The sequence below is a fragment of the Stutzerimonas balearica DSM 6083 genome, from assembly GCF_000818015.1.
Classification (GTDB): domain Bacteria; phylum Pseudomonadota; class Gammaproteobacteria; order Pseudomonadales; family Pseudomonadaceae; genus Stutzerimonas; species Stutzerimonas balearica.
The window spans coordinates 181,643-193,641 of record NZ_CP007511.1 but is presented as its reverse complement, the minus strand read 5'-3'; the positions used below and the strand labels follow the sequence as shown (position 1 = coordinate 193,641).

Sequence of the window (11,999 nt, the reverse complement as noted above, 5' to 3'; positions counted from 1 at the left end):
AGGGGGTTGGCAGGCGGCTCATTGGCCGGGCTGCCAGTCCGAAAAGGTGCGGCCTTCGGCGGCCAGTTTTTCCAGCAGCGGCGCCGGCTTCCACCAGTCGCCGCAGCGCGCGTGCAGCGCCTTGACCCGCGCCAGCACCTGGTCCAGGCCGACGCTGTCGGCATAGAACATCGGGCCGCCGCGGAAGGCCGGGAAGCCGTAGCCGTTGAGGTAGATGACGTCGATGTCGCTGGCGCGCTGGGCGATGCCTTCCTCGAGGATCTTCGCGCCCTCGTTCACCAGTGCGTAAATCGTCCGCTCGATGATGTACTGCTCGTCCAGTTCGCGCCGCTCGAGGCCCTTCTCACGCGAGGCAGCGTCGAGCATCGGCGCGAGGTCGGGGTTCTCCAGCGGCGTGCGGTTACCGGGCTCGTAGCGGTAGTAGCCGGCGCCGGTCTTCTGCCCCAGCATGCCGGCTTCGCAGAGCTTGTCCGACACCGTGGGAAAGTCGCGGTCGGCCGGCAGCTCGGCGCGCTGACGCTTGCGGATCGCCTGACCGATGTCGAGCCCCGAGAGGTCGCGCATGGCGAACGGCCCCATGGCCATGCCGAAATTGCGCAAGGCGCCATCGACCTGCTGCGGCGTAGCCCCCTCCTCCAGCAGGAACTCCGCTTCGCGCCCATACTGGAAGACCATGCGGTTGCCGACGAAGCCGTCGCACACGCCGACCACCACCGAGACCTTTTTCAGCTGCTTGCCGACAGCCATCGCAGTGGCCAGCACCTCGTCGCTGGTCTTCGCGCCGCGTACCACTTCGAGCAGGCGCATGACGTTGGCCGGGCTGAAGAAATGCAGGCCCACCACGTCCTCGGGTCGCTGGGTGAATGCGGCGATCTGGTTCAGGTCCAGCGACGAGGTATTGCTGGCAAGGATGGCGCCCGGCTTGCAGACCGCATCGAGCCGCTCGAAGACCTGGCGCTTGACGTCCATCTCCTCGAACACCGCCTCGATCACCAGGTCGACGTCCGCCAGGGCGGCATAGTCGGTGACGCCCTCGACCCGCTTGAGGCGCTGCTCCATTGCCTCCTCGGTCAGGCTGCCACGCTTGACGCTGGCGCCATAGGTGTCGCGGGCGCGCTGCAGCGCGCGGCCGAGCGCTTCTTCGTTGATTTCCAGCAGCTTGACCGGGATACCGGCATTGGCGAAGCACAGGGCGATACCGACGCCCATGGTGCCGCCACCGATCACCGCGGCCGACTTGACTGCGCGCGGCTTCACGTCGGCCGGCAGGTCGGCGATCTTGCCGGCCTGGCGCTCGGCGAAAAAGCTGTGCACCAGCGCGGCGCGCTGCGGCGACTGCAGGCATTCGGCGAACAGCTCGCGCTCGCGCTTGAGGCCCTCGGCCAGCGGCAACTTCGTCGCCGCCTCGACTGCGGCGACGCAGCGCAGTGGCGAGAACAGCCCGCGCATGCGCTTGGCCACCTCGGCGTGCTTGGCGGCGATCAGCTCGGCATTGTCGGCGCCTTCCAGCCCTGCGCTCTGCTCGCCGGTACGGCGCGGGCCGCGCCCCTCATCGATCAGGCGCTGCGCATAGGCCAGGCCCGCTTCGACCAGATCGCCCTCGAACAGCTCGTCGACGATGTGGTGCTCGAGGGCCTCCGCGGCGCCGATCGGCTGACCGCTGACGATCATGTCCAGCGCCTTGGCCACGCCCGCCAGGCGCGGCAGCCGCTGGGTGCCGCCGGCACCGGGCAGCAGGCCCAGCTTCACTTCGGGCAGGCCGACCTTGGCGTCTTTGCGCGCAACGCGGTAGTGACAACCCAGCGCGACTTCCAGACCACCACCCAGGGCGGTGCCGTGAATGACCGCGACGCTCGGCTTGCGGCTGTTCTCGATGCTGTCGATGACGTCCGGTAGGCTCGGCGCCTGCGGCGGTTTCCCGAATTCCTTGATGTCCGCGCCGGCGATGAAGGTATTGCCCTCACAGACCAGCGCTACGGCCAGCACCTCGGGATCGGCGTCGGCCGCCTGGAAGGCCTGCTGCAGGCCCTGGCGCACCGGCTGGCTGAGCGCATTCACGGGAGGGTTATCGACGATGATCAGGGCGATCGCGCCGTGTCGTTGCAGTCGCACGAACTCTGCCATGCAATCCTCCGCTTGTTGTTGAAATTACGGAATCTTGTTTCGCACTGCAGAATAGATAAGCGTACGGACGCTGTCGACCCGCTCCCGTTGATGGGCCGTCATGCCTTGTAGTGATAGCAGTGGGGCGGTGCATACCGCGCCGATCATTGACCGGTCAGGCGCTACGCGGAGCCTGCTCGAGTACAGCCGGATCGAGGCGCAGCAGGCGCGCCGCGCGACAGTCGGCCAGGCTGGTCGCTGGCGTCTCGGCGGGCAGCTCCAGCAGTTGCCGCACGAGATTGAGCACCAGCGCTTCACGGCTGAGCACACCGCCCCCCAGCGTGTAGTAGGCGCCGATCAGCTGGCGCAGGCCGAGCGGCAGGCCCCAGCGCGTGCGCAACGCCGAGCCGTAGCCGGCGGCGCGGGTGGCCAGCTGGCGTTGCAGTTCGGTTTCGTCCAGCTCGCCACCGCCGTCGAGCCAGTCCTGCGTGGAGCGCAGCACCGCCAGCTCACCGATGTTCTGCAGCAGGCCGGCGGTGTAGCACAGCCGCGCATCGAGCTGCAGGCGGCGCGCCAGCCAGGCCGCCAGTTCGGCCGCCAGCAGCGCCTGCGCGGCGACCCTGGCTCCATGCTCGCTCAGGTGCGGGTCGCTCAGCCTGGCGTTGTGCTGGATCGCCAGCTGGCCGAGCAGCTCCTGGCTGCGGTGGCGCCCGAGGCGCTCGATGGCCTCGGTCAGGGTCTGGCTGGGCTCGTCCTGCTGCGGGCCGTGACTGTTGGCAAAACTGATGACCCGCGCGGTTACCTGCGGATCGCAGCGCAGCACGGCGTGCTCTTCGGCCAGCTCGCTCTGCCCGCCGAGCAGGCTGGCGATCGAGGCGTGGGCCGCCTCGGTCAGCGGCGCACCGCGGTTGTTCTCACGCATGCGCTCGAGAAAGCCGTCGAGGCTGTCGTCGGCCGGCTGCACGCGCCCGATGCCACCGGCCGAGCGCGGCAACAGCCGATCGAGCCGCAGCCGCAGCGCAGCCAGGTCATAGGGCTTGCCGAGATAGGCGGCCGGCGACAGCGGCAACGCAGCGCGCACGCTCACCGCATCGGTGCGTTCGCTGATGAGGATGCAGGGCAGGCGCTGGCTCGGCCCGTGTCGGCGCAGCTCGCGCAGCAGGGCGAAGCCGTCGAGGCCCTCCAGCTCACCGTCGACGATCATCAGGTTCGGCAGCTGCCGCCGGCAGGCCGCCAGCGCCGAGCGGCCGTCACTGAACAGCGCCACCTGCATGCCCGGGCGCAGCTCGTTGACCAGCCGGCACAGCTGGTCGGCGCGCCAGGGCTCGCTGTAAGCGATCAGGACAAAGGAGAGATGAGAAGACGCGGGCAAGGCTCGAACTCGGCAGACGGGACGAACGGGGCGGTTCGCGATGCCGGTCTGACGCAGCAGGCGGCAACCACGACACAGCCCATCGGGTCATTGTGTTCAAGCAGCCGGAAGACAGCCAGCCCTCCGGATCAAGAAGGGCCGGCTGCGACGACATGCCTCAGAGGCCGAGGCAGAGGTATTTGATCTCGAGGTAGTCCTCGATGCCGTACTTGGAGCCCTCGCGCCCCAGGCCGGAGGACTTCACGCCACCGAACGGCGCCACTTCGGTGGAGATCAACCCGGTGTTCACGCCGACCATCCCCGATTCCAACGCCTCGGCGACGCGGAACACGCGGCCCAGATCGCGGGCGTAGAAATACGCCGCCAGGCCGAACTCGGTGTCGTTGGCCAGGGCGATCGCCTCGGCCTCGTCCTTGAAGCGGAACAGCGGCGCCAGCGGGCCGAAGGTTTCCTCCTTGGCCACCTTGGCGTCGTGCGGCACATCGACCATCAGCGTCGGCTCGAAGTAGCTGCCACCGTTGTCGTGCGCCTTGCCGCCGGTGAGCACTCGGGCGCCACGGCCAACCGCGTCCTCGATGTGCTCGCGCACCTTGGCGGCGGCCTTGGCGTCGATCAACGGGCCGACATCGGTACCCTCGGCCAGGCCATCGCCGACCCGGAGCTTGGCCACCGCCGCCTGGAATTTTTCGGCGAAGGCCTCGTACACGCCGTCCTGCACGTAGATGCGGTTGACGCACACGCAGGTCTGCCCGGCGTTGCGGTACTTGGACTGCATCGCGCCCTTGACCGCCTCGTCGAGGTCGGCGTCGTCGAAGACGATGAAAGGCGCGTTACCGCCCAGCTCCAGCGAAACCTTCTTGATGCCGGGCGCGCACTGGGCCATCAGCTTGGCGCCCACTTCGGTGGAGCCGGTGAAGGAGATCTTGCGTACCGTCGGGTTGCGCGTGAGTTCGTCACCGATATCACCGGCCGAGCCGGTGACCACGCTGAACACGCCCCTGGGAATCCCGGCGCGCTCGGCCAGTGCGGCCAGCGCCAGCGCGGAGAACGGTGTCTGCGAAGCCGGCTTGAGCACCATGGTGCAACCGGCCGCCAGCGCCGGGCCGGCCTTGCGGGTGATCATCGCCGCGGGAAAGTTCCACGGCGTAATTGCCGCAGTCACGCCGATCGGCTGCTTGATCACGATGATGCGCTTGTCGGCCTGGTGCCCGGGGATGGTGTCGCCGTACACCCGCTTGGCCTCTTCGGCGAACCACTCGATGAAGGACGCCGCGTAGGCGATTTCACCCTTGGATTCGGCCAGCGGCTTGCCCTGCTCGAGCGTCATCAGGCGAGCCAGGTCGTCCTGGTTCTGCATGATCAGCTCGAACCAGCGGCGCAGCGTCTGCGAGCGCTGCTTGGCGGTCAGATCGCGCCAGGCCGGCAGCGCACGTTCGGCCGCCTCGATGGCACGACGGGTCTCGGCCGCGCCCATCTTCGGCACGCTGCCAAGGATCTCGTTGCTGGCCGGGTTGTTCACCTCGATGGTCTGGCCGCCGTCGGCATCCTGCCAGGTGCCGTCGATATAGGCCTGCTGGCGAAACAGCGAGGGATCGTTGAGTTGCATGGCAGTCTCCTTATGGGCGGCATCAGCGGCCCGCTTGAAAATGAGCCTCGGCTTGTGCGGCGTTCATCTGAGCCGCCCGGGCAGCCCCCGGTTCCAGCCAGCCAGGAACGGACCATGCTAGGACCGCTGTCGGCCGAGCGGCAAGTTCATCGGGCAGGACATGGTCACGCCATAGCCCGGGCTGATTTGCACGGCTCTGTTACGGCATGTCACAAACCGCTCTAAGCCGGCAATCGCAGCGGTATAGTCTGGCCTCCCGGCGGTCTTGGCCGCCAACCACCGGAATCTGAGGAGTGAACGTGAAAGCACTGATGTTGGGCGCTGCCGCAGCGCTGCTGGCAAGCACCGCCGTCCAGGCGCAGATGAAGCCGGAAGAGATGGTCGAAACCCGCCAGGCGGGCTACCAGTTCATGTCCTGGAACATGGGCAAGATCAAGGCCCAGGTCATCGACGGCAAGGAGCCGTTCGACCAGGCCAAGGTCGCCGCGGCCGCCGATGTCATCGCCGCCATCGCCAACTCGGGCATGGGCTCGCTGTTCAGCCCCGACACCACCACCGAGCAGTTGGGCGACAAGACCCGCCTGAAGCCGGAGTTCTTCCAGAACCTCGACGAAGCCGGGCGCATCGGCAAGCAGTTCAACACCGCGGCCAACCAGCTGGCCAGCGTCGCCAAGAGCGGCGACCAGGCTGCGATCAAGAAGGCCTTCGGCGATGTCGGCGCGTCCTGCAAGTCGTGCCACGACAAGTTCCGCGCCGACTGACCCCGCCCCTACCAGTCCAGCGCGGGCGCAGGCGCCGCCGGTGGCGGCGCCATCCAGCCGGCGGCGGACTGCACCGTCCAGACCACGGTCACCGCCAGCAGCACGGCGGCAATGGCCGCGACCCAGGAGCCGCCCTCGGCATCGCGCTGCGCCGGGTGCTCGCGGCGCCCGCGCCCGTTGAGCATCGCACCTACCAGCGGCAACCGGCGCACCAGCGTGTAATAGAGGATCGCCAGCAGGTGCAGGCCGATCAGCGCCAGCAGCAGCCACTTGGCCTGGCGATGCAGGCCGCTTAAGAGGTCCGCGCTCGCCGCACCGACCAGCGCATTCAGCGGCCCCTGAAAGGCGATGTCATCGGTCGCCACCAATCCGCTGCCGACCTGGAAGCCCACCAGCAACAGCATCGCCAGCACCGACAGCGAGCCCAGCGGGTTGTGCCCCGCCTCCTGCCAACTGCCGCGAAGATAGGCACGAATGCCAAACGCCGCCGCGAGGATGCGCGGCCAGCGCGCATAGGTCGAACCGCACAATCCCCAGACCAGCCGGAACACCAGCAGGCCCAGCACCAGCAGGCCGAGCCGGCCATGCCAGACCATCAGACCGCCGCCGAGCCAACCGGTGACGATCGCCGCCGTCACCGCCGTGGCGAATAACCAGTGGAACGCACGCAGGGGCAGATCCCACAGCCGGATCGTTTCGCTCATTGCCTCTCCTTAACCGCAACCGCTCTGGAACGAGCCCCCGAGCCTAGCAGGCCGGCCCGCTGGCGGCAGCCCGGCGATCTGTAGCCGGGTATTTCGGACGCCAAAGCGGACCGCCCGCCGGCATGGACGCCCGCAGGCGAGATGCGTATGATTGCGCCCCGCAACGCATCCGTAGCTCAGCTGGATAGAGTACTGCCCTCCGAAGGCAGGGGTCGTGGGTTCGAATCCCGCCGGATGCGCCATTTCTCTGCTTGTTAGCTTTTTCTAGGCTTTAAGCTATTCAACTCCTAGGCCGGCTCGCTCCTGCACAATCTTCCATGTCGCTCGTCAGACCGCGACGAGCACTGGCTTCACCACCATTCTTTTTGGCTATTGTCGGGCTGTGCCTGTACCGTGCCGCAGCCCATGATCGAGTGCCATCCCTAGCCAGCTACATGAGCACTAGCTCAGCGCGCGTCGCCACATACACTCAAAAAACGGCGCTTAGTCAGCCGAACTCAGAAGTTCAGCCCTTCTCGCGAAGTAGCTTCCGATTCAGACTTTGGACAAACGCATCAAGTAACTTCGACAGCTGAAGATAATCAGCTTTCTGCGAGACGGTTCCTGCAATGTTGAATGACTAGTCCTCTCGGCAGTCGATGGGGTAACCGCCCGAATTGCACCCGACACTGCACTGCAGCCTCGGGGGTAGTGGTTAAGGAGGCTAGAGCCTCACTTGGAGATGGTCTTATCCATGACCTTATCTCGCCTCACATTAATACTGCCGCACACGGGACATTTGAGCCCAAAGCGCCGTTTTGACGTGAAGCGGTGATCGCACCTCTTGCACAAAAAGAAGTACAGCGGGCCCGGCCAGAAGCTACTTAGCATTGCGCTTGAGCGACATCTTGAAAGCGCCGCCGCCCCCCATCTCTGGCTTTTCGCCCGAGGCACCTACCTGTCCGCTTGTACTGGCATCGATGTCCAAAGCGTAATCCTTATGCATCGCCAGTGCCGCAAGTCCCAGCACACCCAAGACAGAGATGCATGCAACTATCACCGCGGCCGTACCGCCAGAGATGCCTGCCGCAGAAATAGCCGCAGCGCCTCCGACCGCAGTGATACCCGAGGCGACAAGCCCCGAGGCTGTAACTGCAGTAGCTGCGCCAGCTCCCCAGCCGGCAGGGTTCCAGAAACCAACAGCGGCAACTCCCGCGCCGGTTGCGACAATTGCTAGTTTGGCGTAAGTGACCGACTTAATCACACGTACAGCGAAAGCGAGTTTCTTGTCAGTGATTACAATGTAGTCGGCCTTGTCGTTCAGAGCTTTTTTGAGCTCCTTGGCGCTGCCGACATAGCGGGAAGAGAGCATTTCGTAAACGTCCTTGCTGAATGGATCGATATAAGATGCATCAAAATGCCATCACTGGCCAGCTCTGCACCCGGCTTGCTGCTCAGTGCTCATCGAACAGCAATAGCTGAGCGATGAAGGGCTTTGACGATGTTGCCGAAGCCCTTGCAGGAATGCAGTGCCAGCACTCCCATCGGCTTTCAGCTAAACCGTGCCGCGCACCGTCCTATAGCAGCCGAATCTGTGAAAGACCTTACTCCAAGGACACTTCATGCTTTAACGGATGAACGAGATACGGTCCGAAATTTTCCTGCAGAAGTTTGTGACCACACAAACGCATATTCTCAAGCGTCTGAGATATTTCGCTTCGCTCGACGCCAAAAATACTCTCTGCCAGCTCTTTCAACTGTCTAATTCTACTTTGAGCCGTCTGGAAAACTGCCGATTCAGAGCCTGCTATCTCTAAGATATCTAGTTCAAGCGAGTGAGCCAGCTCGCCGACCATTTCGACTTTATGGAGCTGTTGGCTGGAGTGTTTCGCCAAGTTTGTAACTAACGTGTCGAATTCTTTATGGAGAACAAGCGCTGCGTCAGACAAGTGATCCCACTCATTCATGACTTCGCTGAGGCTTTTGCCTTCATGCAGCAGTTCTTTTGCGAGCGTTGAGCTGTAAGCACAAATACCCTCGAATTGAATGCCGCTGTCTTCCAAGTGCTCTTTGATCTCCTCAATAACTGCTTCCAGGTTGGCGAGAGGCCGCAGATCTGCCTTGTTGAGCACGACGTATAACGGTCTGTCATCGGCGTGCTGCAGCAAAAACTCGAGATCATTGGCGGGTAAGGTGCCGTTACTGTCCAGCGCAACCAGCCAGATCACAGCATCCGCTTCGCTCAAGGCGGCGCTGGCGATTCCATGATCAGCGGCAGTATCAGCTGTATCAGAAGCTGCCGGGTCGTAACCCGGCATATCGATGAAGGCAAGGTGCTTCAGCCCGGGCATGGGGGATTCGATCACCACATGCGGCATGATCTCTTTAACGCTGAAACCCATGTTCGCAATGAAGTCATGTGTCAGTTGAGCGTACTCATCCTTCGATAGCTGGACGTGTGCGCCTTTGCTGGTGTGCCCATAGATTGAGAGTTCATTGCCAGGCATCACATAGGTTGGAATCGCTGTTACCGGCTGGATACCCTTTGCCAGCAGCTGCGAATATTCCTTACGCATGAAGCTGGTAACGAAGGATGATTTGCCACTGCTGAAGCCACCAGCCACTGCTACCAGGAACTTGGTACGCAGTGCAGGCGAGTCGCTGAGAAGCTCTACGTGCAACCCGATAGCGTTCGCCTGCTCCAAAGCCGGACTGGTAACATCGGCGGACAGTTCGAGCCTCTGCACGTCTCGGGCGAATTCGCCTGCCAACCAACCCTTTAGCTCGCTCAGGGCAGCGTTCTCGGCCGGCTTGCTGTTGAGGATATTGCAGACCAGGGTGTAGCGGCTCTCGATCAAAGCCGCCGTTTTGCCGAGCGTTTCATACTCAAGCTGAAGCTGCTCTTGCGACTCTTTCAACGCGTCATAGGCGATTGATCGCTCCAGTAGCTGCTGCGTTTGCACAGCGTGCGCCGCCTCTAACTGCTGATGCTGCGACTGCCACTGTTCGAGATCGGTTTCAGTTCTGACTAGCTCGGCTTTGACCCTGGTTAGCTCAGCCTCGATGCGCTGGCGCAAGGCCTGCATGCGCACCGTACGCTCATCGGCGGCTGTGATGTGCTGCTGAAGCTGCTCGATCAGCCCCTTGCGGCCCCACGGCCAAATGCTTTTCAGGCGCGTAAGTGCAGGCTCCAACTGAGGCGTGAGCAATAAGTCAGACATAACTTTGCAGCTCCTGGAGTTCGACCAACAGCTCGTCGTAGCGCTGCAAGGTTTTATCCCTGTCTTGTATCTGCGCTCTGACCCCATTGAGATGCTCTTCGTAATGCACAAAAAGCGCATTACCCACATCGGCAGCATTTAAGCGTTCTTCGAAACTCTTTGTCAGAACACGCGCTTCTTTGGCAGCCAACTTTTTCAGTTGTGCTAGATATTCCAGGGCAGCGCTTTCGTAACTGCTGGCGTCACTGCCTTTCAATGTGCCGTTTTGCATCAGGTTGGATGGCAGTGAAGGCAGCTCAGGATCATCGAAGTCCCGGACCATGGCCAAGGCGGACCTGCACGCTTGCGCGAGACGGGTAGTATCGATATCCCGATCGCTGACAACCTTGTGCTCTCGCAGAGCCGCCAGAATCCCTGCTTCGATTTTCTTGCGAAGCCCTTGGCGAGTGTTATCGACAAGAGTGGTTATTTGAGTGCTGAATGAAGCCTGAAAACCCTCGAGCGCACTGCGAATTTTAGTGGAATCAACGGTCTGGACTGTTTTTGATGTTCGCTCGGCACTGACTAACCCCAAAGTAAGGAAGCTAGCGACCTTGCGTAAGGTACTTGGATCTGTGTATTCGACCTCATAGTCTTTCGACTGCTCAGCCGTATTTTGAGCACCGCTGAAAAGTTCTTGGATCTTACTGTTTATTTGCCTGCGTAAGCTCTCCCCGGCGTCCTCTGCAATATCCCCCACGGCAACATTGGTTGCCCGGACAGCCGCTTCACGGAAGCTTTGCATGGCGCTGAGCTTTTCTTCCAAGTCGCCGGCCTTGGCATTGACGATCTCTTCACGGTTACGCCGCACAGCCTCTGGTGCACCGTCCAGGTATCCACGCAAGGCCTTGGCTTGGTCATCCAGAAAAGCGTTGATCTTTTCGTCAGTGATGGCCTGCTTACGCCCACGCACCTGCTCAAGCATGAGCTCGGTTTGCGCAATGCCGGCCATAGCCTCGAGGTGGCTCTTGGCGCTGGCCACTTGAGCGCACTCCGCCGGATAACCTGTACTCAGCAGCGACCAGGTATGGCGTGCGTTGTCATCCCAATCGGATTCGGGTTGGGTCAACAGGGCATAGGCAACGCTGGAGGTAACAACGAGGCGCTCCGCCAGTTGGCTTTTAAGCGTGTCCAGGCCCTGATTGCCGCCTGGTACAGCCCCGAGGGAGCCCCCGGCCTGGCTTGCCAAGGTGTGCCGCAGCCCTTGCAGCACGTCGGGAAGGCGACCTTCGTGTTTATCACGCTCGCTGCCAAACAACTGACCGTCAATTTGGCTGGCGACAAGAAAGACCTCGCGCACGCCATCCTTGTAGGTCAGACGGCCCATCAGGTCCAGATCCTGTTGGTTCAGGAACTGCCCCGAAGGGCTGACCACGAAAACCACATCACAATTGTGCAGTTCCTCCATGGTGCGCTCTTCACGGGAACGAATAGGGTCATTCACGCCGGGGGTATCGACTACATCCACGCCTTCTAGCGCCGGTAGCGGTAAATACAGCGACAGACACTTGGTGAAGGGCGTAAAGCGCCCTCCTGCACCGACATAATCAGCCAGCTTGGTTTGCAGGTCCGCAAGATCACGCCCTTCAATGCGCTGAGTCTCATTGGCTGGCAAGCCACCGGCAACGCGGATACGTTCATACATATCCTTAGCACCGCCCAATCTTGGGTCGGCATCGAGCTCACGTTTTACCGAGGCCTTGAGGCGCTCCGGGTCTGGTTTTGGCACAGCGCGGGCACCTGGGCGGGCCGCCTTTTCTTCGGCGGCTTTCTGCCTTTCTGCCAAGGCAATTCGGAAGCGCTCGTCATACTCCTCTGCCAGCAGGCGCATATCGTTCACGTCTTCCGGGAGGAAATACTCCACCTCAGCATAGGGGTTGGCCTGCTCGCTGTAGCGCAGAACCGTCAGCGAAGCGGTCATCGGCGTAGCGGCCTGGGGCAGTACATCCTTACCGTCGAACATCAGCGCATTGAGCAGTGAAGACTTGCCTGCCTTGACCCTGCCAATGACGCCCACGCGCAGATTGCGCCCTTCCTGCGCCATTGCGTTCGCATCACGCTGTACCGTTTCCGGCTTAAGCGGCGCTGAGTCGCCATAAACGCCATCAGTGAAACCGGGACCGGGATATTTGGCGACAATGGCATTCAGCTTTTGCATGCCATTCACGAGTTTTTCGATGCGTTGCTCGACGAGCATGATCTCTTCCTTAAATG

General features: G+C 62.4%; 8 protein-coding genes and 1 tRNA gene. 2 read left to right on the top strand and 7 right to left on the bottom strand.

Going from position 1 to position 11,999, the window contains the following annotated elements; genetic code table 11:
- Positions 1-18 precede the first annotated feature (18 nt).
- The 3 genes from CL52_RS00820 to gabD form a co-directional block, all read right to left on the bottom strand.
- Positions 19-2,124 carry a 3-hydroxyacyl-CoA dehydrogenase NAD-binding domain-containing protein gene (locus CL52_RS00820; protein WP_043217864.1) on the bottom strand — a complete coding sequence of 702 codons (2,106 nt, stop codon included), beginning with the start codon at positions 2,122-2,124 and terminating at the stop codon, positions 19-21.
- A gap of 154 nt (positions 2,125-2,278) precedes the next feature.
- Entirely contained in the window at positions 2,279-3,475 is a 1,197-nt protein-coding gene (locus CL52_RS00815) for an HDOD domain-containing protein (protein ID WP_043217861.1), read from the bottom strand.
- A gap of 157 nt (positions 3,476-3,632) precedes the next feature.
- Entirely contained in the window at positions 3,633-5,081 is a 1,449-nt protein-coding gene (gene gabD, locus CL52_RS00810; RefSeq protein WP_043217859.1) for an NADP-dependent succinate-semialdehyde dehydrogenase, read from the bottom strand.
- Between the two features lie 311 nt (positions 5,082-5,392).
- Here gabD and CL52_RS00805 point away from each other — a divergent pair, with 311 nt between their 5' ends.
- On the top strand, positions 5,393-5,842 hold the full coding sequence (locus CL52_RS00805; protein WP_041108917.1) for a c-type cytochrome: 450 nt from the start codon (positions 5,393-5,395) through the stop codon (positions 5,840-5,842).
- Positions 5,843-5,850: 8 nt separating this feature from the next.
- Here CL52_RS00805 and CL52_RS00800 read toward each other — a convergent pair whose 3' ends face one another.
- A complete protein-coding gene (locus CL52_RS00800) occupies positions 5,851-6,546 on the bottom strand; it encodes a cytochrome b/b6 domain-containing protein (RefSeq protein ID WP_043217856.1) in 696 nt (231 codons plus the stop codon).
- Between the two features lie 165 nt (positions 6,547-6,711).
- Here CL52_RS00800 and CL52_RS00795 point away from each other — a divergent pair.
- Positions 6,712-6,788 (top strand) — tRNA-Arg (locus tag CL52_RS00795).
- Positions 6,789-7,405: 617 nt separating this feature from the next.
- Here CL52_RS00795 and CL52_RS00790 read toward each other — a convergent pair.
- From CL52_RS00790 to CL52_RS00780, 3 genes are all read right to left on the bottom strand, one after another.
- Positions 7,406-7,897, bottom strand: a complete 492-nt coding sequence (locus tag CL52_RS00790) for a hypothetical protein (protein ID WP_043217855.1) — start codon at positions 7,895-7,897, stop codon at positions 7,406-7,408.
- Positions 7,898-8,129: 232 nt separating this feature from the next.
- Positions 8,130-9,746, bottom strand: coding sequence for a dynamin family protein (locus tag CL52_RS00785; protein WP_043217852.1), 1,617 nt, complete (start codon positions 9,744-9,746; stop codon positions 8,130-8,132).
- Complete coding sequence (locus CL52_RS00780) at positions 9,739-11,982, bottom strand: dynamin family protein (RefSeq protein ID WP_043217848.1); 2,244 nt, start codon at positions 11,980-11,982, stop codon at positions 9,739-9,741. Before CL52_RS00780 ends, CL52_RS00785 begins: the two co-directional genes overlap by 8 nt.
- Positions 11,983-11,999: the final 17 nt, after the last annotated feature.

Bases quoted from the DNA above. Each gene is read 5' to 3' on its own strand.
- CL52_RS00820 (WP_043217864.1), bottom strand. From the start codon at position 2,124: ATGGCAGAGTTCGTGCGACTGCAACGACACGGCGCGATCGCCCTGATC.
- gabD (WP_043217859.1), bottom strand. From the start codon at position 5,081: ATGCAACTCAACGATCCCTCGCTGTTTCGCCAGCAGGCCTATATCGAC.
- CL52_RS00805 (WP_041108917.1), top strand. From the start codon at position 5,393: ATGTTGGGCGCTGCCGCAGCGCTGCTGGCAAGCACCGCCGTCCAGGCG.
- CL52_RS00800 (WP_043217856.1), bottom strand. From the start codon at position 6,546: ATGAGCGAAACGATCCGGCTGTGGGATCTGCCCCTGCGTGCGTTCCAC.
- CL52_RS00790 (WP_043217855.1), bottom strand. From the start codon at position 7,897: ATGCTCTCTTCCCGCTATGTCGGCAGCGCCAAGGAGCTCAAAAAAGCT.
- CL52_RS00785 (WP_043217852.1), bottom strand. From the start codon at position 9,746: ATGTCTGACTTATTGCTCACGCCTCAGTTGGAGCCTGCACTTACGCGC.
- CL52_RS00780 (WP_043217848.1), bottom strand. From the start codon at position 11,982: ATGCTCGTCGAGCAACGCATCGAAAAACTCGTGAATGGCATGCAAAAG.